Genomic DNA, 23,681 nt, shown 5'->3' with positions numbered 1-23,681 from the left:
GTGAGGATACTGACCATGAAACATTTGACGCGCAGCCTTCTCGGCGGCCTCATCGCCGCTTCGCTGACGGCGACTCCTGCTTTTTCCGCCGGCATCGATGGCGCTCCTGCCCCGTTCGACAAGGGCGACGTCGACATCGCCGTGGTCAGCTTCCTGGGCGGCGGCGACTGGCTGCAGGCCTTCGAGGCGGGCGTCAAGCGCCAGGCGGATGCGCTTCATGTCAACCTCACCGTCTCGCAGGCGCGCAACGACAACGACACCCAGCGCAGCCTCATCGAGCAGGCGATCAATCTCGGCGTCGATGGCATCATCATCAACAATGGCCGTCCGGAAGTCCTGAAGGATGTGGCGCAGAAGGCGCTCGACGCCGGCATCAAGGTCGTCGCCTATGACGTCAACCTCGACAATCCCAAAATCCCTCAGATCGAGCAGAGCGACAAGGACATGGCCCGCCTGGTGCTGGAGCAGGCGGTCAAGGACAAGGGCGATGGCTTCGTCGGCGGCGCCGTCTATGTCGCCGGCTTCGCACCGCTCGACCGTCGTTACGCCGTCTGGAAGGATTTCGCCGCCAAGCACAACCTGACGGAGAAGGCTACCTGGGGCGTCGTCAACGACACGGTGCCGGCCTCCGTTGCCGACCAGACCAAGGCCGTCCTGACCGCCAATCCGGACATTTCCGTCATCTTCACCCCCTGGGATGAGTTCGCCAAGGGTGTGAAGCTGGCGATCGACGAACTGGGCGTTGCGAACAAGGTGAAGATCTACGGCGTCGATATCTCGACATCGGATATCCAACTGATGAACGAGCCGGATAGTGCCTGGCAGGCGACAGCCGCGACCAACGCCGCGGTCGTCGGCGAAGTCTCGGTGCGCGCGGTCTCGCTCGCAATCGCCGGTCAGTTCCCCGGCCAGTCGGTGCTGCTGCAGCCGACGCTCGTCACGCGTGACGATCTCGCCAAGGGCGAGATCAAGACGATCGAGGACTTGCAGGAGAAATTTCCGGCCTTCCGCAAGAGCGATGCGGCGACTGCCGAGTGGATCCCCACGGCCACCAATTAATTCCATTTGAAGGAAGAGCGCCGCGCTGATCGGCGCGGCGCTTTTTCAATGACAAAGACAGGAAAGACCATGAGCGGCATCGACCTTCCCACGCCCGATTTCACAAACAACATGAAACTGATCGGCCATTCGCCGATCGGCGGGCGCGGCGATGGTCTGCAACTGATGGTGCATCGCGGTTTCGCCTATGTCGCTCATCCCTGGTCCCAAGGGTTTTCCATCGTCGACGTGCGCGATCCGAAGAAGCCGGGCGCGGTCACCTATGCGCCGGCACCGGCCAACACCTGGAACATTCATCTGCAGACCCATGACGACCTGCTTCTGGTCATCAATGCGCTCGACCTGTTCGCCGACGTCGAGACCTTCGCCGACGAGAAAACCTACTACACCAAATCGGTCGGCGACACCGTCGCCGGCAGCGGCCGCAAACGCGCCTGGAGCGCCGGCATGTCGGTCTTCGACATTTCCGTTCCCGACCGTCCGCGCAAGATCGGCGAGTTGAATATAGACGGCGTCGGCTTCCACCGCCTCTGGTATGTCGGCGGCCGCTACGCCTATGCCTCGGCGCTGTTCGACGGCTTTACCGACTATATCTTCGTCACCATCGACATGGCGGATCCGACCCGGCCCGAAATCGTCGGTCGCTGGTGGCTGCCGGGCATGAACAAGGCCGCGGGAGAAGCGCCGACTGCACCTGAAGGCAAGCGCTACGCGCTGCACCATGCGCTGGTCTCTGGCGACACCGCCTATGCGTGCTGGCGTGACGGCGGCCTGACGCTCCTCGACATCAAGGATCATGCCAACCCGAAGCTGATCGCCCACCGCAACTGGTCGCCGCCGTTTGGCGGCGGAACGCACTCGCCCTTGCCGCTGCCCGGTCGCGATCTGCTCGTGGTCGCCGACGAGGCTGTGCTCGACCACGAGGAAGACGGCCGCAAGCATACCTGGATCTTCGATATCCGCGAGCCCACCAACCCGGTCAGCATCTCGACCTTCCCTATCCCCTCGGAAGCCGACTACGTCGCCAAGGGCGGGCATTTTGGGCCGCACAACCTGCACGAAAACCGGCCGGGCTCCTTCGTTTCGGAAACGCTGATCTTCGCCACCTGGCAGAATGCCGGCATCCGCGCCTTCGATATCAGCGACCCTTACCGTCCGCGCGAAACCGGCGCGCTGGTTCCAGCCGCACCGACCGAAATGACCGACCGGCGCGCGGGCCGCCCCCGCGTCATCCAGTCGGCCGACGTCTTCGTCGATGCCGCCGGGATCATCTATGCCACCGACTACAATGCCGGCCTCGCCATCATCGAATATGGCGGCTAGAGCATTTCCAGGAAAAGTGTGAAGCGGTTTTCCGTCAGGAAATGCGTAAAAAGCGTCTCCGCTTCAGACCGTGAGATGACGCCGCGCCTCGACGGTGTCGAGCGTCTCCGGCGGCCCCTCATGCACTACGGCGCCGCGGTCCATGATGTAAACATGGTCGGCGAGTTCGCGGCAGAAATCGAGATATTGCTCGACCAGCAGGATCGCCATGCCGGTGGAATCGCGCAGATAGCGGATCGCCCGGCCGATATCCTTGATGATCGACGGCTGGATCCCCTCGGTCGGCTCGTCGAGCACGAGAATGCGCGGACGGGTGACGAGCGCCCGGCCGATCGCCAGTTGCTGCTGCTGCCCGCCGGAGAGATCCCCGCCGCGCCGCCCCAGCATCGAGCGAAGCACGGGGAAGAGGTTGAAGACATCCTCCGGTACCGAACGATCGGCGCGCTTGACCGGCGCGTAGCCGGTTTCGAGGTTCTCCTTGACGGTCAGCAGCGGAAAGATCTCGCGCCCCTGCGGCACGTAGCCGATGCCCTCCTTGGCGCGGCGATAGGGCGCCATGCCTTCGAGCGTCACCCCATTGAAGGCGATCGAACCGGCGCTGACCGGATGCTGCCCGGTGATCGCCCTGAGCAGGCTCGACTTGCCAACGCCATTGCGGCCAAGCACGCAGGTGATCTTGCCCATTTGTGCTTCGATCGAAACGTTGCGCAGCGCCTGTGCGGCACCATAGTGGAGATTGACGTTTTCGACGCTCAGCATGGAGGCGTCCTTTCCCTTGGGCCGTTGGTGAGTGGCCGCTATCAGCGGCCGAGATAGTTTTCGATCACCTTCGGATCGCTGCTGACGAAATCGATCGAGCCTTCAGCCAGCACCGAGCCTTCGGCAAGGCACGTGACCTTGACCCCAAGCTCGCGGATGAAGCCCATGTCGTGCTCGACGACGACGACCGAGCGCGTCCTTGCGATCTCCTTGAGCAGGATCGCCGTTTCGGCCGTCTCCGCATCGGTCATTCCGGCAACCGGCTCGTCGACCAGCAGCAGCTCCGGCTCCTGCGCCAGCAGCATGCCGATCTCCAGCCACTGTTTCTGGCCATGCGACAGGTTGGCGGCAAGATCATCGCGGCGCGCGTTGAGCCGCACTATCGACAGGATCTCTTCGATCCGCGCCTTGTCGTCCGCCGTCAGCCTGTAGAACAGCGTCGGTAAGACCCCACGGCTTCTGTTGAGCGCCAGTTCCAGATTGTCCCAGATGGTATGGCTTTCGAACACCGTCGGCTTCTGGAACTTGCGGCCAATGCCGAGATTGGCGATCTCAGCTTCATCCCGTTGGGTGAGGTCGATGTCGCCCTTGAAGAACACCTGTCCCTCGTCCGGACGCGTCTTGCCGGTGATGATGTCCATCATCGTCGTCTTGCCAGCGCCGTTCGGGCCGATGATGGCGCGAAGCTCGCCCGGCTCGATCACGAAGGACAGCGAATTGAGCGCCTTGAACCCGTCGAAGGAGACAGAGACGCCGTCGAGGTAGAGAAGGCTTTTCGGCTTGGTCTGGCTGATCGTCTGATTCATGCCCATCACTCCGCAGCCATTGGTTCAGCGACAAGGGTGTCCCGAGCGCGTTGGGCATCTGCCGCCCGGCGGTGGGCTTTGCGGCGGGCAAGATAGGCGCTCGCGGTCCCGACCACGCCCTTCGGCAGGAACAGGGTGACGAGAACGAACAGCCCGCCGAGCGCAAACAGCCAGAACTCCGGAAAGGCCGCCGTGAAGATGCTCTTGCCGCCATTGACGAGGATCGCGCCGACGATCGGCCCGATCAGCGTCCCGCGCCCGCCGACTGCGGTCCAGATGACCACCTCGATGGAGTTGCCGGGCTCGAACTCGCCGGGATTGATGATGCCGACCTGCGGCACGTAAAGCGCGCCGGCAATGCCGGCCATCATCGCCGAGACCGTGAAGGCGAAGAGCTTGATATGCTCCACCCGATAACCGAGAAACCGCGTACGGCTTTCGGCGTCGCGCACGGCGACCAGCACCTTGCCGTATTTCGAGCGGACGATCGCCGCCGTCAGCACCAGGCATAGGGCAAGCATCAGGGCGGATGCGGCAAAAAGTGCGGCGCGTGTACCGTCAGCCTGGATGTTGAAGCCGAGGATATCCTTGAAGTCGGTGAGGCCGTTGTTGCCGCCGAAACCCATGTCGTTGCGGAAGAAGGCAAGCAGCAGCGCATAGGTCATCGCCTGGGTGATGATCGACAGATAGACGCCGTTGACCCGCGAGCGGAAGGCGAACCAGCCGAAGACGAAGGCAAGCAGTCCGGGCACCACCACCACCATCAGTGCCGCGAACCAGAACATGTCGAAGCCCTGCCAGAACCAGGGCAGCTCCTTCCAGTTGAGAAACACCATAAAATCCGGCAGCAAAGGATTGCCATAGGAGCCGCGCGCGCCGATCTGGCGCATCAGGTACATGCCCATGGCATAGCCGCCGAGCGCGAAGAACGCGGCGTGACCGAGCGAGAGGATGCCGCAGAAACCCCATACGAGATCGAGCGCCAGCGCCAGAAGCGCGTAGGTCAAATATTTGCCGAACAGCGAGACCAGATAGGTCGGCACGTGCAGCGGGTGATCCGGCGCCGTCAGCAGGTTGAGGGCGGGAATGGCGATGGCAAGAGCCAGCAGTAGCGCCACAACCGTGACGATGCTGCGATCGAGCGACTTGAGCAGAAACGAGGTGATCATGCCTCCACCGCCCTTCCCTTGAGTGCGAAGAGGCCGCGCGGCTTCTTCTGGATGAAGAGGATGATGAGCACCAGAACGAGGATCTTACCGAGAACGGCGCCCGCATAGGGCTCGAGGAACTTGTTGAGGATGCCGAGCGAGAAGGCGCCGACGAGCGTTCCCCAGAGATTGCCGACACCGCCGAAGACGACGACCATGAAGCTGTCGATGATGTAGCCCTGGCCGAGATTGGGCGAGACATTGTCGATCTGCGACAGCGCCACGCCGGCCATGCCGGCGATGCCGGACCCGAGAGCAAAGGTCAGAGCGTCGACCAGGGGCGTGCGGATGCCCATGGACGACGCCATGCGGCGGTTCTGCGTCACGGCCCGCATCCTCAGCCCCATCGACGTTCGCTTCAGCAGGAACAGAAGGGCTGCAAAGACGGCGAGCGCAAAGACGATGATCCAGAGCCGGTTCCAGGTGATCGTCAAGCCGCCGAGATCAAAGGCGCCGGCCATCCAGGAGGGATTGCCGACTTCGCGGTTGGTCGGCCCGAAGATCGAGCGAACCGCTTGCTGCAGGATCAGCGAGATGCCCCAGGTGGCCAGCAGCGTTTCGAGCGGCCGACCATAGAGAAAGCGGATGACGCTGCGCTCGATGGCAAGGCCGATGATCCCGGTGACGAGAAAGGCGAGCGGCAGGGCGATCGCCAGCGACCAGTCGAAGAGAGCGGGATAGGAGGTGCGAATGACGTCCTGGACCAGGAATGTCGTATAGGCGCCGAGCATGACCATCTCGCCATGCGCCATGTTGATGATGCCCATCACGCCGAAGGTAATGGCAAGACCGATTGCCGCGAGCAGCAGCACCGAACCGAGCGACAACCCGTACCAGACGTTCTGGCCGGCGTTCCAGAATGCTTGCGCCTGTTCGATGCGCTGCAGCGCGGCCTCGATATCCGGTTTCAGGCTGGCATCCGCCGATGAGCGCGCTGAGGTCAGCGCGCCAAGTGCCTCGCGGCCACCGCCTTCTGCCAGCGTCTTGATCGCCGCACGCTTGTCGTCGTCGGAACGGTCGGAAACCAGAAGCGTCACCGCGCGCGCCTCGTCGAGCGCCTTGCGCACCGTTGCGTCCTTTTCCGCGGCGAGTGCCGTCTCGATCGCCTCGAGCGCGTCGGCATTCGGCGTCTGCCGCATGGATTGCGCCGCCTTCAACCTTGCGCCCGTATCGGCGCTGAAAAGCGTCAGTCCACCGAGCGCGCCTCGAACGGCGCGCCGGACGGCGTTGTTGACCTTGATTTTCTGCAGCTCGCCCTTCGGCACTTCGCCGACATCAGAGCCATCAAGCGGATTGACTAGAACAAGACTCGCGCCCTTCTCCGTCGTGAGGAAGACCCCGCCGTCGGTCTTTCGCGCATAGAGATTGCCCTCCCCAAGCGCCTCGAGAACCGGGATGACACGTGGATCGCCGCTCTTGGCAAGCGCGGCAATGCGATCATCGAGCTCGGCCAGCTTGGCCGTTCCGAGCGCACTGACGAGCGCGCCGAGATCGTCCGCGGCGCGCGAGCCCGTGACATGGGCTGAAACCAGCAGGCAAAGGGTGATCAACAGGGTTTGCAGAATGCGATACATCGCCCTCTCGCTTGGGTCTCGCTCGTCTGTGGCAGCGCCAGGCAGGCGCGGCCACCGCGGCATGGAATTTCGAGATCCCTTCGCCCAACGGGAGCATTGGGCGAAGGGTATGCCTGCCTATGATTTCGTCATTCAAAGGGGAGCGAGGCGTTGGCCACGACCCGGAAACTATCGTTTGGTGATGAAATCAGGAGCCCTTGCCGCCGCATTTGCCCGTGGCGACGTTGAAGTTGCCGCAGGACATCGGCGCGCGCCAATCGGCGATCAGGTCCTTGGAGTCAGGCAGGTAATCGGACCATTCGTCACCAACCACGAGACCGGGCGTTTCCCAGACCGTCTCGAACTGGCCGTCGCTCTGGATCTCACCGATCAGCACCGGCTTGGTGATGTGGTGGTTCGGCATCATCGTCGAATAGCCGCCGGAGAGATTGGGCACGGATACGCCGATCATGGCGTCAAGCACTGCGTCGGTGTCGGTCGTTCCGGCCTTTTCGACCGCCTTCAACCACATGTTGAAGCCGATGTAGTGGGCTTCCATCGGGTCGTTGGTGACGCGCTTGTCGTTCTTGGTGTAGCCCTTCCAGGTCTTGATGAACTCGGCATTGGCAGGCGTATCGACCGACTGGAAGTAGTTCCAGGCGGCGAGATGGCCGACGAGCGGGGCCGTATCGAGACCGGCGAGTTCCTCTTCGCCAACGGAGAAGGCGACAACCGGGATATCCTCGGCCTTGACGCCCTGGTTCGCCAGTTCCTTGTAGAACGGCACGTTTGCGTCGCCGTTGATCGTCGAGACGACCGCCGTCTTCTTGCCGGCAGAACCGAATTTCTTGATATCGGACACGATCGTCTGCCAGTCGGAATGACCGAACGGCGTGTAGTTGATCATGATGTCCTCGGGCTTCACGCCCTTGGAGATGAGATAGGCCTCGAGGATCTTGTTGGTCGTGCGCGGATAGACGTAGTCGGTGCCCGCTAGAACCCAGCGCTCGACGCTTTCGTTTTCCATCAGATAGTCGACCGCCGGAACGGCCTGCTGGTTCGGCGCGGCGCCGGTGTAAAAGACGTTGCGCTGGCTTTCCTCACCCTCGTACTGCACCGGGTAGAAGAGGATCGAATTAAGCTCCTCGAAAACCGGCAGGACGGATTTGCGCGAGACTGACGTCCAGCAGCCGAAGACCGCCGAAACCTTGTCGACGGAAACGAGCTCGCGCGCCTTTTCGGCAAAGAGCGGCCAGTCGGACGCGGGATCGACGACAACCGCTTCCAACTTCTTGCCGAGCAGGCCGCCCTTCTTGTTCTGCTCGTCGATGAGCATGAGCATGGCGTCCTTCAGCGTCGTCTCGGAGATCGCCATCGTTCCCGACAGCGAATGCAGAATGCCGACCTTGATCGTGTCGTCGGCCGCAAAGGCGCCGTTGAATGCCGTCGTCGACAAGATCGTTGCCAGGAAAGCGCCGGTGACGCGTGCCTTGATATTCATCTGATTGAACCCCTCTCGTTCTGATCGCCGCAACGAGGCTTCGTACCTTTTGACCGTTGCTTGAGGGATCATCCGCCAGTCGTGCTGCACTGCACATACGTCATTCTACGTAGGTCGAGGGGGCAAAGAGGAAGCTGCCGCGATATGGGCGATCCGGAGTTCACGCCGCCGTGCAGGAATTGTGCAAAGGCCATGACGTTGAAATCAACGTGCCAGTCTGGCCGCAGGATGGCTTTTCCGGCTATTGAAACATCGAAGGCCGACTGGCCATCAACAGCAGCTCAACACAGGTGAGAGATCATGAAAGCACGTATCAAGTGGGTTGAAGAGCGGACATTCGTCGGCGAGTCCGGAAGCGGTCACAAGATCGTCCTCGGGACGGCATCCGGTCCGGAAGGGCGGACGCCTGGACCAAGCCCGATGGAGCTGATGTTGATCGGCGCCGGTGGCTGCTCGGCCTACGACGTCGTTCATATCCTCGAAAAGGGTCGCGAGCCGGTCGAAGATTGCTCCGTGGAGCTCGACGCCGACCGCGCAGAAGAAGACCCGCGCGTCTTTACCCGCATCCATATGCACTTCGTGGTGAAGGGGCGTGGCCTCTCGGAAAAGAAGGTCGAGCGCGCGGTCGCCCTCTCGCTTGAAAAATACTGCTCGGCGTCAGCCATGCTCGCCAAGTCCGCGAGGATTACCCATGATTTTGTCGTCGTCGACACATCAGCAGTGAGCGGATGATCCTTTCACACTTGCTTTCGCCATCTCCGCATTGCATAAATTTCACGCACGGAATGTGCGTGCCGTGAAAATAGGCACATATGTGTCGGCAATGCGAGAGATGACGAGGCAACATGGCGGCACGCCAGCGCATCATTCCCGTTCGACGCGAATACAATCGCTGGGTCGCCGACCAGACGCTTGAAGACTATGCGCTGCGCTTCACCGCCAAGAGTGCGCGGCGCTTTTCCTCCGAGCGCATCTCTCAGACGGCGATCGGGGCGATCTCGTTCCTGGCGCTGGAGGCGATCGGTGGCGCGATCACCATGTCCTACGGCACGACCAACGCCATCGTCGCCATCCTGATCGCCAGCCTGATGATCCTGACGGTCGGCCTGCCGATCAGCCGTTACGCGATCCGCCACGGCGTCGACATCGACCTTCTGACCCGCGGCGCCAGCTTCGGCTACATCGGCTCGACCCTCACCTCGCTGATTTATGCGAGCTTCACCTTCATCCTCTTTGCGATCGAGGCCTCGATCATGTCGGGTGCGCTCGAGCTGGCGCTCGGCATACCGCTTTGGGTCGGCTACATCGTCAGCGCGGTCGTCGTCATTCCGCTCGTCACCCATGGGGTGCGGCTCATCAGCAAGTTCCAGCTGATCACCCAGCCTTTCTGGATCGTGCTCAATATCCTGCCCTTTATCTTCATCGCCTTTGCGGACTGGGAGAAGGTCGCCACCTGGCTTGCCTATGCCGGCATGCATCATGCATCCGGTCCACCGGGCACGCTCGCGCCCTTCGACCTCATCGAGTTTGGCGCCGCCTCGGCGGTGATCTTTGCGCTGATGGCGCAGATCGGCGAGCAAGTCGACTTCCTGCGCTTCCTGCCGCCCGACGGCCAGCGCAAGCTGCATCACCGCGTCGCCATCTTCCTGGCCGGCTCCGGCTGGGTGCTCGTCGGGGCACCGAAGCTTCTGGCCGGTTCGTTCCTTGTCGTGCTGGCGCTTTCCTCCGGCGTTCCGTCGACGCGGGCGGCCGACCCGGCGCAGATGTACTACACCGCCTTCGGCTACATGATCCCGTCTGAGACCGCCGCCCTCCTCTTGATGGTCGCCTTCGTGGTCGTTTCGCAGTTGAAGATCAACGTCATGAACGCCTATGCCGGGTCACTTGCCTGGTCCAACTTCTTCTCGCGCCTCACCCACAGCCATCCCGGCCGCGTCGTCTGGCTGGTGTTCAACGTGGCGATCGCGCTGCTTCTGATGGAACTCGGCATCTACAAGCTCCTTGAGGAAACGCTCGGCGTCTTCTCGATCGTCGCCATGGCCTGGCTTTGCACCATTTCGGCCGATCTCTTCGTCAACAAGCCACTCGGCCTCTCGCCGCCTGGCATCGAGTTCAAGCGCGCGCATCTCTACGACATCAACCCGGTCGGCCTCGGCGCCATGGCGCTTTCGGCGACGATCGCACTGACGGCACATTTCGGCGCCTTTGGCGCCATCGCCGCATCGCTCGCGCCCTATATTGCCCTTGTTATCGCCTTCATCGCCTCGCCTCTGATCGCCTGGGCGACCGGCGGCAGATATTACCTCGCCCGCAAGCCGCGTAAAAGCTGGGCAAGCGAGAGCGAGATCACCTGCTCGATCTGCGAACATCCCTTCGAGCCGGAGGATATGGCTTGGTGCCCGGCCTACGCTGCGCCCATCTGTTCGCTCTGCTGTTCTCTCGACAGCCGCTGCCATGACATGTGCAAGCCGAAGGCACGCTTCAATGCGCAGGTGGCAACGGTCGCGAACGCGCTTCTACCCGAAGAGGTAACGGCGAAGCTCACGACGCGGCTCGGGCGCTACGCCATTTCGGCGGTGCTCTCGATCGCAGGCATCGGCCTGATCCTGGCGATGATTGCGCACCAGACCGGCAACGCTTCGCCCGAGACGGCAACAGTGGTCGAGCGCACCATTGCCGTCGTCTTCTTCGTCTTTGCCGTGCTCGCCGGCATCGTCTGCTGGTTCTATGTGCTCGCCCACGACAGCCGCGTCGTCGCCGAAGAAGAATCGTCACGGCAGAACACGCTGCTGCTGAAGGAAATCGCCGCACACAAGAAGACCGATGCCGCCCTGCAGCAGGCAAAGGAGACCGCCGAGGCGGCCAACCGCGCCAAGAGCCGCTACGTTGTCGGCCTCAGCCATGAGCTGCGCACACCGCTCAACGCCGTACTCGGCTACGCACAGGTGCTTGAGCGCGATGAAACGATCCCACCGGCCCGACAGGGCGCGATCAAGGTGATCAAGCGCAGCGCCGATCATCTCTCCGGCCTCATCGACGGACTTCTCGACATCTCGAAGATCGAGGCCGGCAAGCTGCAGGTCTATTCCAACGAGACCAACATCCATGATTTCCTCGATCAGGTCGTCGAGATGTTCCGCCCGCAAGCACAGGCGAAGGGGATCGCCTTCGAACATCGACGCGCGCCCGCCTTGCCGCGCTACGTCAAGACAGATGAAAAGCGGCTGCGCCAGATCCTCGTCAACCTGCTCTCCAACGCCCTGAAGTTCACCGAGCGCGGCGAGATCCGCTTCGATATCGATTATCGCAGTCAGGTTGCGACGTTTACGATTGCCGACAGCGGCCGTGGTATTGCCGAGAAGGATCTGCCGCGCATTTTCGACCCATTCCAGCGCGGCGAGGCGGAACATCTCGGCAGCATGCCGGGTCTCGGTCTCGGCTTGACCATAACCCGATTGCTGACGCAGACGCTGGGCGGCGAGATAGCCGTCACCAGCGAACCGAACAGTGGCACGACCTTCAGGGTCCGGCTGATGCTCTCCGCCGTCGATCGGCCGGCGCCGCTGATAGCGGTGCGCCGGATCACTTCCTATCTCGGCCCGCGGCGCACGATCATGATTGTCGACGACAACGCCGATCACCGCGAACTGATGCGCGAAATCCTGCAGCCGATGGACTTTACGGTGCTTGCCGCCGAAAGTGGCGGGCAATGCCTCGCGATGGTCGAGGCGCTGGCGCCGGACATCTTCCTCGTCGATATCTCCATGCCAGGTATGAACGGTTGGGAACTCGTCGACAAATTGCGCCGCAACGGCCAGACGGCGCCGATCATCATGCTGTCGGCCAATATCGGCGACGGCTCGACGACAGGCGCCCTTGTCGGCCACAACGACACACTCGCCAAGCCCTTCGGCGTCGGCCAGCTCGCAGACAAGCTCGCCGTTCAACTTGGCCTCACCTGGATCCACGAGGGCGAAGCGTCCGAGGAGCCGAGAGCGGCAAATGCCGATGCGATGACGTTGCCCGACGAGCACCATGTCGAGGAGTTGATCCGGCTTGGCGAGATCGGCTACGTCAGAGGCATCGAGGCCAAGCTGACGGAGATCGCGCTGGAGCCCGAACATCAGCTCTTCGTCGATGCTGCTCGCGCCTATGTCCAGGCCTTCGACCTCACGGGCTATGACGCCTTCCTGAAGAAAAAAGCGGCGAATGGAGCTGTCACCCGTGGTTGAGACTTACGATCGTCGCGACATCGTACTGCTGGTGGACGATTCCCCGGAGGCCCTCGGCTTTCTGACCGAGGCGCTGGAGCAGTCGGGCTTTTCTGTACTGATCGCCACCTCGGGCAGTGCCGCACTTTCGATTGCCGACCGGATTACGCCCGATGTCATTCTGCTGGACGCTGTCATGCCCGGTATGGACGGGTTTGAAACCTGCCTGAGACTGAAGGCCAACGCCTCCGTCGGCCAGACACCGGTGCTATTCATGACCGGGCTGACGGAAACCGAGCATGTGGTGCACGCCCTCGAAGCCGGTGGCGTCGACTACCTGACGAAACCGATCAACATCGATGAGCTCAGGGCCCGCATCCGTGTTCATCTCTCCAATGCCCGCTCGGCGCAAAGCGCCCGCGTTGCGCTAGACGCCGCCGGGCGCCATCTGCTTGCCGTTCGCTCTGACGGCAGTGTTCGCTGGTCGACACCGCAGGCCAACCGCCTCGTCAACGCCGCAACCGGCAGCGACGAGGGCCTTGCGACGATCGCTCGGCGCATCGCCGCCTGGATGGAAAAAACCGAGACAGGCGGCAAGCGGGAGAACAGCTTTACCCTCGAAGAGCCCGGTCAAGCGGGACTGCAGATCTCTTTCCTCGGCGCGATCGGCGCCAACGAATATCTCTTCCGCCTGACGGCCGAGAGCAGGCGCAGCGACGACGAGATGCTGCGGCAGCACTTCTCGCTGACCCAGCGCGAATCCGAAGTGCTGCTCTGGATCGCCAAGGGGAAATCGAACCGCGATATCGGCGAGATTCTCGGACTGAGTTCACGCACCGTCACCAAGCATCTCGAACAGATCTATGTGAAGCTCGGCGTCGAAAACCGTGCCTCGGCGGCGGTCAAGGCGACACAGGTCCTGCACGGGATATAAGCAACAGCGTTCCGGCCGCACCGTACCTCACTCAATCGCTGCTAGCCTTCTTCGCATTTCCCTGGGCCCGAGAAGGGCGTCCGAGAATCCGGAGAGCGAAAGAGTGATGGGGATCGCCTTGCTTCCGGCGTTGCCGCCGAGTGCTCTAGCTAGGCTGAAGAACCTGTTCAGCAAACGCACGCCGCGCGCGAACACGTAGCGCGCCTATGATCGCCAGAGCGATCTGCCGCCAGCGCGCTTTTCGGGCGTATAGATCAATCGAAGTAGGACAAATTCCGCCGCTATAAACACAATATCGGCCTAAAGCCTCCACCCACTCTTGCACAAGCAACGCTCCGGCATAGGTATTGGCACAGTGCAGCCGGCCACGCCTGACCGAGCGTCGCGTGCGGAACATCCGGCCGCCGCACACGTTGGCGCTGGTGACCTTGGCCTTTGCTGGTGTACCATGGTGGTTTCTGAACGGAGGGTTGCGACATGCTGCGATGGCTTGTACTTGCCGCCGCGACCACGTCCCTGGCCGGTGTTGCGCAAGCGGATGAAGGTGCATTCCTGAAGTCGCTGCAGGGCAGTTGGACGGGCGGAGGGACGGTCAGAATCCGCACCTATATGTCGCCCGTCAATGTTTCCTGCAACTTCGATTCCCAATCCCAAGGGTTGGCACTCTCAATGGAAGGCGTCTGTCGCGGATTGATCCTGATTTCAAAATCGATTGATGCCCAACTGAAGTTCAGTGGCACGAAATACAGCGGATCCTACCTGGGTCCGCGCGGCGGACGGGCGGGCCTGAGCGGCAGCCGTCGCGGCGACGCCATCAATCTCACCATTCGCTGGGCAAAGGAAGTCAACGGCGACCGCAGCGCCAACCTGACGCTACAGAAGGTCGGCGCCAACGGCATGCGGCTGACCACCGTCGACGTCGACCCCGCATCCGGCGACAAGGTCGTCACCAGCGAGATCAACCTGCGCCGCAAGTGACGCCTTTTCAGCGCGCGCCTATCGTTTTCCGGCCTGAAAATTGCGCTGGTATGTAGCGCTCAACAGTGATTCCGCCGCGGTGGACGCCGCCATCGGATTGCGCGCTTCAATGGCGTCGACGATCGCTTCGTGCATCTTCAACGAGTGCTGCAATCCGCCAAACGTCCTGAGTGTCCGGGGAATGCTGATCGTCAGTGCGGTGCGGATCACCGACGAGACAGGCAAGAGAAAGCGATTCCGCGCCGCCTGGATGATTTCCAGATGGAATTCGATGTCGGCTTCGATGGCGGCGGAAACCGTCGCGTGGTCTTCGGTCATCCGGGAATAGGCCGCGCGGATGCGCACGAGTTCGTCCGCCGATCCTCGGCGGGCAGCAAGGCCCGCTGCCATCGGCTCTATCGCCAGGCGGATTTCAAACAGTTCTTCAGCCAGTTGCTGCTGATCCTCCGCCCCCTCATGCCAGGAGAGCACCACCGGATCGAGCGTGTTCCAATGCTCCGGTGCGCGGACACGGGTGCCCAGGCGCGGCTTGGCCTCGATGAACCCCTTGGTCGAGAGGATCTTCAGCGCTTCGCGCAAAGTCGTCCGGCTAACGCGCAGATTGCCCAGCATCTCGGATTCCTTGGGCAGGATGTCGCCGGGTTTAAGTTCGCCAAGCGCGATGCGCCGGCCGATCTCCGCCGCGATCTGCGCGGGCAGCCCGCGGTCACCGATCGTAAATTTCGTCATCAGCCGTCCGTTTCCGAAATCTCGGCGCGCATTCTGGCGCGATTCGACCCCTTGCTACCATAGCCGTTGCCACGCCCCAACACGGCCAAGCCAGGTTGAGCCTGGGCGAAGGCGGTTACACTTCGCCGAGACGACCAAGCTCGCCCGCAAAACGCCGAACCATTGCCAATCCTGTCTCGGTCGGGCGCAGCGCAGGCGCGCGATCGAAGACGGGCAGGCCGGCACGTTCGCCGAAGAGACGCTTGCCGTAGCACATCAGGTTCTCGATCCCCTGCATGGTGAACACCACCGCCGGCAAGATATCGCGATAGGCGGCTTCCGCTTCCTCGTCCCAGCCGTCACGATAGAATTCATAGGCCCTCACCGCATGGTCGATGCAATCGGGCGCAAGGATGAAGCCGCGGCATCCGGCACGCAGGTTATCGATGAGTTCAAGACCGGCGCGACCGTTGAAAACGGGCAGGCGGCCCTCTGTGACCTCGATCAGTGTGGCGATATCGACCACCGGCCCCTCGCCCTTGATGAGGGTAATGTTTGGATGCTGGCGGACCAGCTCGGCGATGTCGGTCGCCGTCAGCCCTCTGCCCATGAAGGCTGGCGCATTCTGGATTGCGACGGGCACGTCGATCGCATCGGCGACGCGACCAAAGAAACGGATATATTCCTGGGCCGAGAACTGGCCGACGATCGGCGGCTGCAGGATCAACCAGTCAGCACCGGCGCCAACGGCATGGCGCGCCTGGCGCACCTGCTCTTCGACCGACGGGCCGAAGATGGTCAGCGCCACGGGCACGCGGCCGGCCGTGTCCTCGACCAGCCATTCCATCACGGCCATGCGTTCGGCCTCGCTCAACTTCGAGGCTTCGGTCGCAAGGCCAAGCGCTGCCATGCCGTGCACGCCGGCAACGAGACAGACTTCCGTCTGCCGACGCATCGCCTCGCGATCGAGCTTTTCGTCGTCATCAAACAGCGCGTAGAGGATGGCGTGGATGCCATGCAGGTCGGCAGGATCGAACCGAGACATCGTCGCTCCTCCTCAATGGCTCTCGCGCGGCACGGCGTGCCCGCGACAACCGACAAGGAAATCAAGATCGGCGCCGCGATCGGCCTGCATCACGCGCTCGACATAAAGGCCCTGGTAGCCACCGGGCATGGCGATTTCCGGTGGTGTCCATTCCTCCCGCCGGCGCGCTAGCTCCGCCTCGTCGACATCGAGGTGCAGCCGGCGCCCGGCCACGTCGAGTTCAATCCAGTCGCCGTCCTTGACCAGCGCCAAGGCACCACCGACCGCAGCCTCCGGCGCGACGTGCAGAACGACAGTGCCGAAGGCGGTGCCCGACATGCGAGCGTCGGAGATGCGCACCATGTCGCGCACGCCCTTCTTCAGCAGCTTTTGCGGCAGCGCCATGTTGCCCACCTCGGCCATCCCGGGATAGCCCTTGGGGCCGCAATTCTTCAGAACCATGATCGATGTCTCGTCGATAGCGAGGTCGGGATCGTCGATACGCTGCTTGTAGTGATCGATCGTTTCGAAGACGACCGCGCGGCCGCGATGCTGCATCAGGGCCGGGGTCGCGGCGGAGGGCTTTAGGATCGCCCCCTGCGGCGCCAGATTGCCCTTCAAGACGGCAATCCCGCCCTGCTGCGTCAACGCCACGTCGCGCGGCAGGATGACATCGGGATTGTAATTCTCCGCATCCGCAATGTTTGCGCCGACGCTTTGGCCGGTAACCGTCGGGTTGTCGAGATCGAGCAGATCGGCGATTTCCTTCATGACGGCGGGAAGACCGCCGGCGTAACAGAAATCCTCCATCAGGAACGTGCCTGAAGGCATGAGGTTGAGGATCGTCGGGACATCCCGGCCAAATCGGTCCCAATCTTCGAGCGTCAGTTCGGTTCCCACCCGTCCGGCAATCGCTAGCAGATGAACGACGGCATTGGTCGAGCCGCCGATAGCGCCGTTGACACGGATGGCATTGGCGAAAGCGGCACGCGTCAGGATATGCGACGGGCGCAAGTCCTCGGCCACCATCGCGACGATCCGCCTGCCGGAAAGCCGCGCCAGGCGCGCGCGGTGTGCATCGACGGCAGGATAGGCGGCGTTGCCTGGCAGAGCCAAGCCCAATGCTTCTGCCATCGACGCCATGGTCGAAGCCGTGCCCATTGTCATGCAATGGCCAGGCGAACGCGACATGGCGCTTTCCGCCGCCATGAATTCGGCCGGCGTCATGACACCGGCGCGCACATCCTCGGAGAATTTCCAGACATCGGTGCCCGAGCCGATGGTCCTGCCCTTGAGCCGCCCGTTCAGCATAGGTCCGCCTGAGACGACGATCGCCGGCAGATCGCAGGATGCCGCTCCCATGACGAGGGATGGCGTGGTCTTGTCGCAGCCGGCCATCAGCACGACACCGTCGATCGGGTTGCCGCGGATTGCCTCCTCCACATCCATGGACGCAAGGTTGCGAAAGAGCATGGCGGTCGGACGCAGGTTGGACTCGCCGCAGGAAAAGACCGGAAACTCCAGCGGCAGGCCGCCCGCCTCCAGCACGCCCGCCTTGATATGTTCGATCAGGCCGCGAAAATGAGCGTTGCACGGCGTGAGTTCGGAAAAGGTATTGCAGATGCCGATCACCGGGCGACCGTCAAAGGCGTCATCCGGCAGGCCGTTGTTCTTCATCCAGCTGCGATGAATGAAGGCATCCTTATCGAGCCCCCCGAACCAATGCTGCGATCTCAGTTTTCTCGACACGTTCAGCTCTCCCTACGTACCCTGCCATGTGTTGGCCGACGGGCATTTTTATTTCTCATATAATCGGAGTTATTCGCGGTCAAGCATCTACCACGCACAATTGCCCGTGCCCACCAGCCTATGCGGGAGTGGGCGGGCACATCGCAGAAGATGAAATGACGTCTCGAGATCGCGGGCGAACCGGTCACGGGGGGCAAAGCGTGCCGCCCCCTGGCCGCACGAACGGCAGGCGCCGCACCACCGCGGCGATGCACGGCGGACAGCTATCGGGGCATGGCGGCGTGACTTGGCTTAAGGATGATGCAAAACGCTCAGTCCACCGTCGACGGTCAGGCAGGTGGCGTTGATGAAGGTGCACTCGTCCGACACCAGGAAGAGTGCGGCGCGAGCGATTTCATCCGCCGTGGCGATGCGGCCGCCGGGGTGCAGCTTCATCGTTTCCGCCTCGGCGGCGACCGGGTCCGGGAAGCTGTTCCAGTATTCGACCGCCTTCTGGGTCAGCACGTATCCAGGCGCAAGGGCATTCACCCGGATGCCTCTGGAGGCATATTCGATGCCGAGCGACTTGGTCATGCCGAGAAGCGCATGTTTCGCCACGGGATAGGGAAACGTATGCGGTATGATCGTGAAGGCATGTGTCGAGGCGATGTTGAGAATGACCCCACCGCCCGCCTCGATCATACCGGGCAGAACGGCGCGGCTACAGTTCCAGGCGCCCTTGAGATTGACATCAAAGCAGCGCTGCCAGTCGGCATCGGTCGTTGCTAGCGGCTCAGAAAAGACATTGATGCCGGCATTGTTGACCAGCGCATTCGGCCTGCCGATCGTCTTTTCGGCCTGGCGGATGGCCTCGGCAATCGCATCGGCATCGGTGATATCTGCCGTCGTCGAGGCAAGCGTGCCGCCTTCCGCCGCAAGCCGGGCCGTCTCCTTTTCGAGCAGCGGCCCGTCGCGATCGATCAGAAAGAGGCTGGCGCCTTCCTTCAGGAACGCTTCGGCCATGGCAAGGCCAATGCCCTGGGCTGCCCCTGTAATGACAATGCGTTTTCCAGCGAGCCGCTTGCTCATATTTTCTGCCTCCCTCGACTGATGATCCCGCGCAACCGTCACCACTCGGCGACGCTGCCGTCCTCATGGCGCCAGATCGGATTGCGCCAGCGATGGCCCTCCTTGGCGCGCTCGATGACATAGGCCTCGTCGACCTCGACGCCGAGGCCCGGACCCTGCGGGATCGAGACAAAACCGTCCTCATAGTGGAAGACGTCCTTGTTCGAGACATAGTCGAGAATATCGTTGGCCTCGTTGTAATGAATGCCGAGGCTCTGCTCCTGGATGAAGGCGTTGTAGCTGACGGCATCGATCTGCAGGCAGGCGGCAAGCGCGATCGGCCCGAGCGGGCAATGCGGCGCCAGCGCCACGTCATAGGCCTCGGCCATGGCGGCGATCTTGCGGCATTCGGTGATGCCGCCGGCATGGGAGAGATCGGGCTGGATGATGTCGACATAGCCGTCCGCAAGCACCGACTTGAAGTCCCAGCGCGAATAGAGCCGCTCACCGAGCGCGATCGGCGTAGAGCAATGGTTGGCGATTTCCTTCAGCGCCTCGCGGTTTTCCGAAAGCACCGGCTCCTCGATGAACATCAGCTTGAACTGCTCGAGTTCCTTGGCGAGCACCTTGGCCATCGGCCGGTGCACCCGGCCGTGAAAGTCGACGCCGATGCCGATATTCGGGCCGATCGCATCGCGGATGATGCCGATCGTCTCCACCGCCTTGTCAATCTTCTCGTTGGTGTCGACGATCTGCAGTTCCTCGCAACCGTTAAGCTTGATCGCCTTGAAACCGCGCGCCACCACATCCTTGGCGTTGCGGGCGACATCGCTCGGGCGGTCGCCGCCGATCCAGGAATACACCTTGATCTTGTCGCGGCACTGCCCGCCGAGCAGCGAGTGCACCGGCTGGCCCAGCGCCTTACCCTTGATGTCCCAAAGCGCCTGGTCGATGCCGGCAAGCGCGCTCATGTGAATGGCGCCACCGCGGTAGAAGCCGCCGCGATACATTACGTTCCAATGATCCTCGATCAGGAACGGGTCCTTGCCGACGAGATAGTCGGCAAGCTCGTGCACCGCAGCCTCGACCGTCAGCGCCCGTCCCTCGACGACAGGCTCCCCCCAGCCGACGATACCTTCGTCGGTCTCCACCTTGAGAAACAGCCAGCGCGGGGGAACGATATAGGTGGTGAGCTTGGTGATCTTCATGAGTTGAGGTCCAGTTCGGTGGGGATGGCTTGTCACGGCCGAGCCCTGCCGGGCTCACCGCGACCGGGATTTCAGAGGGTGGGTTTCGCAGGGCTGTGTTGCTTGACTGCGGTTGCCAGATCGCGCGCGGCAAGATCGAGCATGCGGATCGAGCAGTCGCGCGCCGCTGACTTGTCGCGCATGCGCAGCGCTTCGACCAGTTCGCGATGGACGTCGATCGCTTCGTCGCGCCGCTCGGCGGCTTCGTTCGATGCATGCAGCGAAAACTTGAGCGCCGCCTGGATGATGCCCACAAGCTGCAGGAAGACCTGATTATGGCTGGCCCTGAGCAGGCAGGTGTGGAACGCCACGTCAGCGTCGGTGAAGCCGGCAATATCGCTCTCGCCGTCACGCATCGCCTGCCAGGCTCGCTCGAGATCGGCGATTTCCTGGACCGTCGCACGCTCGGCGGCGAATTCGGCGGCAACCGGCTCGATCGCCCGGCGCGCTTCCAGGATGCAATTCAACAGGTCGAATTCGAAGATGCGTTCGCCGATCCATTCGAGCACCTGGGCATCGAGAATGTTCCACTCGTCCTTGCCGCAAACGACGGTGCCGACCCGCGAACGGCCACGCACCATGCCCTTTGATTCGAGGATCTTCAGCGATTCCCGGATAACGGTCCGGCTGACGCCATAACGCTCGCACAGATCGTTTTCGCGCGGCAGATAGGAGCCGACAGGAAAGATATCGGCGCAGATGTCGGAAGCGATGGTGCGCGTCACGTTCTTCTGGACGCGCGGCCGGCGCTGCACCTGCATCTCCGCTGCGCCCTGCGGCTCCTGACCTTCCATCTGCATCTCCACCCATGCCTTCGTATCTGCCGACGCTTTTATCCCAGATCACCTTCCCTCGCGACAGGGATCCAAGGAGCGTTTCGACAATTATTATACATCACTACCTCATTCATCATACAAAGGCAATTGACGGATATGATGATTCATCATACACAAATGGCAACTGCAGGAGGCAGTTCACCAGGGAGAGAAATCATGCGCTTCTTCAAGGCCGCCATTTTGGCCGGCACCGTCGCCGTATTCGCCGCAACCTCGGCCTTCGCCGCCGACGTCAAGATCGGCTTCATCGTCAAGCAGCCCGAGGAACCGTGGTTCCAAGACGAATGGAAGTTCGCCGACGTCGCTGCCAAGGAAAAGGGCTTCACGCTGGTCAAGATCGGCGCGGAAGATGGCGAAAAGGTTCAGTCCGCGATCGACAATCTCGGCGCACAAGGCGCGCAGGGTTTCATCATCTGCACGCCTGACGTCAAACTCGGCCCGGGCATCATCGCCAAGGCGGCCGCCAACGATCTCAAAATGATCACGGTCGACGACCGCCTGGTCAACGCCGACGGCAGCCCGATCGAAGACGTGCCGCATATGGGCATCTCGGCCACCAAGATCGGCGAAGCCGTCGGCCAGTCGATCGTCGACGAGATCAAGAAGCGCGGCTGGGACATGAAGGACGTCGGCGCGATCCGCGTATCCTACGACCAGTTGCCGACGGCCGTCGACCGTGTCGAAGGCGCACTGTCAGTGCTGAAGGCAAACGGCTTCCCGGAAGCAAACATCTTCGACGCTCCGCAGGCCAAGACCGATACCGAAGCCGCACTCAACGCCTCAACCGTCGTTCTCAACAAGAATGCCGGCATCAAGAAGTGGGTCGCCGTCGGCCTCAATGACGAGGCGGTCCTCGGTGCCGTGCGCGCCACCGAAACCGTCGGCATTGCCCCCGACAGCATGATCGGCGTCGGCATCGGCGGTGCGGACTCGGCCATCAACGAGTTCAAGAAGCCCGCAGCAACCGGCTTCTACGGCACCGTGATCATCTCGCCGAAGCGCCACGGCTATGAGACCGCACTCAACATGTACGAGTGGGTCGCCAACGGCAAGGAGCCGGAAAAGCTGACGCTGACGGCCGGCCAGATCGCGCTGCGCGATAACTATGAAGCTGTTCGCAAGGACCTCGGCATCGAATAATCGTCGTCTTCGATGACTTTGAGCCCGGCGGTTCGACACCGCCGGGCGCCCCATTCCCGGAGCGTCGCAGATGCAAGACTTCCTCGAATTCCGATCCATCTCCAAGGGCTACCCTGGCGTTCAAGCGCTGTCGAACGTCTCTTTCTCTGTGAAAAAGGGCGCAGTTCACGGCCTGATGGGCGAAAACGGCGCCGGCAAGTCGACGCTCATCCGCGTTCTCTCCGGCGACCAGTCCGCCGACACCGGCGAAATCCTGATCGACGGCGAGCCTCAGCACTACCGCTCGGTGCGCGACGCCTTTCATGCAGGCGTCATCGTCATCCACCAAGAATTGCAGCTCGTCCCGGAACTGACGGTCGCCGAAAACCTCTGGCTCGGGCGCTTTCCGGGCAAGGCTGGCGTCATCGATCGCCAGCAGCTGACCGGGGTCGTTTCAAAGAAGCTTGCCGAGATCGGCATCGATGTCGATCCGGCCATCAAGGTCGCCTCGCTTTCGATCGGCGAGCGGCAGATGGTCGAAATCGCCAAGGCGGTGATGCTCGACGCGCGAGTCATCGCGCTTGATGAGCCGACCTCGTCGCTGTCCTCGCGAGAAAGCGAGATCCTCTTTACCCTCATCGATCGCCTGCGCGCCAACGGCACGGTCATTCTCTACGTTTCCCACCGCCTCGATGAGATCTTCCGCCTCTGCGACAGCCTGACGGTGCTGCGCGACGGGAAACTCGCCGCCCATCATCCCGAAATCTCGAAGGTGACGCGCGACCAGATCATCTCGGAAATGGTCGGCCGCGAGATCGCCAATATCTGGGGCTGGCGCGAGCGCAGCCTCGGTGAAGAGCGGCTGCGCGTCGAGAGCATTTCGGGAGCGAAACTTCGCCAACCCTTGAGCTTCTCCGTCAGGCGAGGCGAGATCCTCGGCTTCTTCGGCCTGATCGGCGCCGGCCGCAGCGAAATGGCCCGCCTCGTCTATGGCGCCGATGCCCGCAACGGCGGTTCGGTGTCGGTTGATGGCGTCACGATCCAGGCTGACAGCCCACCCCATTCCATCCGGTCGGGCATCGTGCTCTGCCCGGAAGACCGCAAGTTCGATGGCATCGTCCAGGGACGATCGATCGAAGAGAACATGACGATCTCCTCACGTCGCCATTTCTCGCCCTTCGGCCTTATCAACCCTGCGAAAGAAGGCGCGCTTGCCGACAAGTTCATCGCCAAGCTTCGCGTGCGTACACCGTCGCGCCGCCAGGACATCATCAATCTGTCGGGCGGCAATCAGCAAAAGGTCATCCTCGGCCGCTGGCTGTCCGAAGAGGGCGTCAAGGTGCTTGTTATCGACGAGCCGACACGCGGCATCGATGTCGGTGCAAAGTCGGAAATCTACGAAATTCTCTACGAGCTCGCCGCCGAGGGCATGGCGATCGTGGTGATCTCCAGCGAACTGCCTGAGGTCATGGGCATCGCCGACCGCATCATGATCATGTGCGAGGGCCGCGTCGCCGCCGACATTCCCAGAGCCGAGTTCGACGAGCGGCGCATTCTCGCCGCCGCCCTGCCGGACGTTCAAAACTTAAACACTCTTCCTCACGCACAGGTACGGTGAC

19 protein-coding genes are annotated in these 23,681 nt (G+C 62.3%); 8 read left to right on the top strand and 11 right to left on the bottom strand.

Annotated elements, in window-relative coordinates; all coding sequences use genetic code 11:
• Positions 1 to 15 precede the first annotated feature (15 nt).
• Positions 16 to 1,059, top strand: a complete 1,044-nt coding sequence (locus tag J3R84_RS22280) for a substrate-binding domain-containing protein (RefSeq protein WP_113568457.1) — start codon at positions 16 to 18, stop codon at positions 1,057 to 1,059.
• Between the two features lie 69 nt (positions 1,060 to 1,128).
• Entirely contained in the window at positions 1,129 to 2,382 is a 1,254-nt protein-coding gene (locus J3R84_RS22275; RefSeq protein WP_113568459.1) for an LVIVD repeat-containing protein, read from the top strand.
• Positions 2,383 to 2,445: 63 nt separating this feature from the next.
• Here J3R84_RS22275 and urtE read toward each other — a convergent pair whose 3' ends face one another.
• From urtE to urtA, 5 genes are all read right to left on the bottom strand, one after another.
• Positions 2,446 to 3,141, bottom strand: a complete 696-nt coding sequence (urtE, locus tag J3R84_RS22270; RefSeq protein ID WP_113568461.1) for an urea ABC transporter ATP-binding subunit UrtE — start codon at positions 3,139 to 3,141, stop codon at positions 2,446 to 2,448.
• A gap of 41 nt (positions 3,142 to 3,182) precedes the next feature.
• Positions 3,183 to 3,947 carry an urea ABC transporter ATP-binding protein UrtD gene (gene urtD, locus J3R84_RS22265; RefSeq protein ID WP_162771166.1) on the bottom strand — a complete coding sequence of 255 codons (765 nt, stop codon included), beginning with the start codon at positions 3,945 to 3,947 and terminating at the stop codon, positions 3,183 to 3,185.
• 5 nt (positions 3,948 to 3,952) lie between these two features.
• Complete coding sequence (gene urtC / locus J3R84_RS22260) at positions 3,953 to 5,116, bottom strand: urea ABC transporter permease subunit UrtC (RefSeq protein ID WP_107027467.1); 1,164 nt, start codon at positions 5,114 to 5,116, stop codon at positions 3,953 to 3,955.
• Positions 5,113 to 6,729, bottom strand: coding sequence for an urea ABC transporter permease subunit UrtB (gene urtB / locus J3R84_RS22255; RefSeq protein ID WP_025429227.1), 1,617 nt, complete (start codon positions 6,727 to 6,729; stop codon positions 5,113 to 5,115). The genes urtC and urtB overlap by 4 nt, the downstream gene beginning before the upstream one ends.
• A 187-nt stretch (positions 6,730 to 6,916) precedes the next feature.
• The gene (gene urtA / locus J3R84_RS22250; protein ID WP_025429228.1) at positions 6,917 to 8,209 is read right to left on the bottom strand and encodes an urea ABC transporter substrate-binding protein; all 1,293 of its coding nucleotides are present in this window, start codon (positions 8,207 to 8,209) and stop codon (positions 6,917 to 6,919) included.
• 300 nt (positions 8,210 to 8,509) lie between these two features.
• Here urtA and J3R84_RS22245 point away from each other — a divergent pair, with 300 nt between their 5' ends.
• The 4 genes from J3R84_RS22245 (at position 8,510) to J3R84_RS22230 (ending at position 14,332) form a co-directional block, all read left to right on the top strand.
• Positions 8,510 to 8,941 (top strand): OsmC family protein, encoded by a 432-nt coding sequence (locus J3R84_RS22245; protein WP_025429229.1) that lies wholly within the window; start codon positions 8,510 to 8,512, stop codon positions 8,939 to 8,941.
• A 113-nt stretch (positions 8,942 to 9,054) separates the two neighbouring features.
• A complete protein-coding gene (locus tag J3R84_RS22240) occupies positions 9,055 to 12,441 on the top strand; it encodes a hybrid sensor histidine kinase/response regulator (protein WP_107027466.1) in 3,387 nt (1,128 codons plus the stop codon).
• On the top strand, positions 12,434 to 13,354 hold the full coding sequence (locus J3R84_RS22235; protein WP_025429231.1) for a response regulator: 921 nt from the start codon (positions 12,434 to 12,436) through the stop codon (positions 13,352 to 13,354). Before J3R84_RS22240 ends, J3R84_RS22235 begins: the two co-directional genes overlap by 8 nt.
• 477 nt (positions 13,355 to 13,831) lie before the next feature.
• Positions 13,832 to 14,332, top strand: a complete 501-nt coding sequence (locus J3R84_RS22230; RefSeq protein ID WP_025429232.1) for a hypothetical protein — start codon at positions 13,832 to 13,834, stop codon at positions 14,330 to 14,332.
• An 18-nt stretch (positions 14,333 to 14,350) separates the two neighbouring features.
• Here the strand turns inward: J3R84_RS22230 and J3R84_RS22225 are convergent, their stop codons facing one another.
• From J3R84_RS22225 to J3R84_RS22200, 6 genes are all read right to left on the bottom strand, one after another.
• On the bottom strand, positions 14,351 to 15,061 hold the full coding sequence (locus tag J3R84_RS22225) for a FadR/GntR family transcriptional regulator (RefSeq protein WP_113568463.1): 711 nt from the start codon (positions 15,059 to 15,061) through the stop codon (positions 14,351 to 14,353).
• A 115-nt stretch (positions 15,062 to 15,176) separates the two neighbouring features.
• Entirely contained in the window at positions 15,177 to 16,085 is a 909-nt protein-coding gene (locus J3R84_RS22220) for a dihydrodipicolinate synthase family protein (RefSeq protein ID WP_025429234.1), read from the bottom strand.
• 12 nt (positions 16,086 to 16,097) lie between these two features.
• Positions 16,098 to 17,813: an IlvD/Edd family dehydratase gene (locus tag J3R84_RS22215; RefSeq protein ID WP_025429235.1), complete on the bottom strand. Its 1,716-nt coding sequence runs from the start codon at positions 17,811 to 17,813 to the stop codon at positions 16,098 to 16,100.
• Between the two features lie 291 nt (positions 17,814 to 18,104).
• A complete protein-coding gene (locus tag J3R84_RS22210; RefSeq protein ID WP_025429236.1) occupies positions 18,105 to 18,881 on the bottom strand; it encodes an SDR family oxidoreductase in 777 nt (258 codons plus the stop codon).
• A 38-nt stretch (positions 18,882 to 18,919) separates the two neighbouring features.
• Entirely contained in the window at positions 18,920 to 20,068 is a 1,149-nt protein-coding gene (gene dgoD / locus J3R84_RS22205) for a galactonate dehydratase (RefSeq protein WP_025429237.1), read from the bottom strand.
• 71 nt (positions 20,069 to 20,139) lie between these two features.
• Positions 20,140 to 20,901 carry a FadR/GntR family transcriptional regulator gene (locus J3R84_RS22200; protein WP_025429238.1) on the bottom strand — a complete coding sequence of 254 codons (762 nt, stop codon included), beginning with the start codon at positions 20,899 to 20,901 and terminating at the stop codon, positions 20,140 to 20,142.
• A 198-nt stretch (positions 20,902 to 21,099) separates the two neighbouring features.
• Here J3R84_RS22200 and J3R84_RS22195 point away from each other — a divergent pair, with 198 nt between their 5' ends.
• Positions 21,100 to 22,083 (top strand): arabinose ABC transporter substrate-binding protein, encoded by a 984-nt coding sequence (locus J3R84_RS22195; RefSeq protein ID WP_025429239.1) that lies wholly within the window; start codon positions 21,100 to 21,102, stop codon positions 22,081 to 22,083.
• A gap of 70 nt (positions 22,084 to 22,153) precedes the next feature.
• Complete coding sequence (araG, locus tag J3R84_RS22190) at positions 22,154 to 23,680, top strand: L-arabinose ABC transporter ATP-binding protein AraG (RefSeq protein ID WP_203527828.1); 1,527 nt, start codon at positions 22,154 to 22,156, stop codon at positions 23,678 to 23,680.
• Position 23,681: the final 1 nt, after the last annotated feature.

This window comes from Ensifer canadensis, assembly GCF_017488845.2.
Lineage (GTDB): Bacteria > Pseudomonadota > Alphaproteobacteria > Rhizobiales > Rhizobiaceae > Ensifer > Ensifer canadensis.
The sequence above is the reverse complement of the archived record's forward strand: the minus strand, read 5'-3'. Positions and strand labels throughout refer to the sequence as shown.

Coding starts and splice junctions, on each gene's coding strand:
- urtA (WP_025429228.1), bottom strand. CDS start 8,209: ATGAATATCAAGGCACGCGTCACCGGCGCTTTCCTGGCAACGATCTTG.
- urtE (WP_113568461.1), bottom strand. CDS start 3,141: ATGCTGAGCGTCGAAAACGTCAATCTCCACTATGGTGCCGCACAGGCG.
- J3R84_RS22240 (WP_107027466.1), top strand. CDS start 9,055: ATGGCGGCACGCCAGCGCATCATTCCCGTTCGACGCGAATACAATCGC.
- J3R84_RS22245 (WP_025429229.1), top strand. CDS start 8,510: ATGAAAGCACGTATCAAGTGGGTTGAAGAGCGGACATTCGTCGGCGAG.
- J3R84_RS22280 (WP_113568457.1), top strand. CDS start 16: ATGAAACATTTGACGCGCAGCCTTCTCGGCGGCCTCATCGCCGCTTCG.
- J3R84_RS22220 (WP_025429234.1), bottom strand. CDS start 16,085: ATGTCTCGGTTCGATCCTGCCGACCTGCATGGCATCCACGCCATCCTC.
- J3R84_RS22210 (WP_025429236.1), bottom strand. CDS start 18,881: ATGAGCAAGCGGCTCGCTGGAAAACGCATTGTCATTACAGGGGCAGCC.
- J3R84_RS22230 (WP_025429232.1), top strand. CDS start 13,832: ATGCTGCGATGGCTTGTACTTGCCGCCGCGACCACGTCCCTGGCCGGT.
- J3R84_RS22200 (WP_025429238.1), bottom strand. CDS start 20,901: ATGGAAGGTCAGGAGCCGCAGGGCGCAGCGGAGATGCAGGTGCAGCGC.
- J3R84_RS22275 (WP_113568459.1), top strand. CDS start 1,129: ATGAGCGGCATCGACCTTCCCACGCCCGATTTCACAAACAACATGAAA.
- J3R84_RS22225 (WP_113568463.1), bottom strand. CDS start 15,061: ATGACGAAATTTACGATCGGTGACCGCGGGCTGCCCGCGCAGATCGCG.
- urtC (WP_107027467.1), bottom strand. CDS start 5,116: ATGATCACCTCGTTTCTGCTCAAGTCGCTCGATCGCAGCATCGTCACG.
- urtD (WP_162771166.1), bottom strand. CDS start 3,947: ATGAATCAGACGATCAGCCAGACCAAGCCGAAAAGCCTTCTCTACCTC.
- dgoD (WP_025429237.1), bottom strand. CDS start 20,068: ATGAAGATCACCAAGCTCACCACCTATATCGTTCCCCCGCGCTGGCTG.
- urtB (WP_025429227.1), bottom strand. CDS start 6,729: ATGTATCGCATTCTGCAAACCCTGTTGATCACCCTTTGCCTGCTGGTT.
- J3R84_RS22195 (WP_025429239.1), top strand. CDS start 21,100: ATGCGCTTCTTCAAGGCCGCCATTTTGGCCGGCACCGTCGCCGTATTC.
- araG (WP_203527828.1), top strand. CDS start 22,154: ATGCAAGACTTCCTCGAATTCCGATCCATCTCCAAGGGCTACCCTGGC.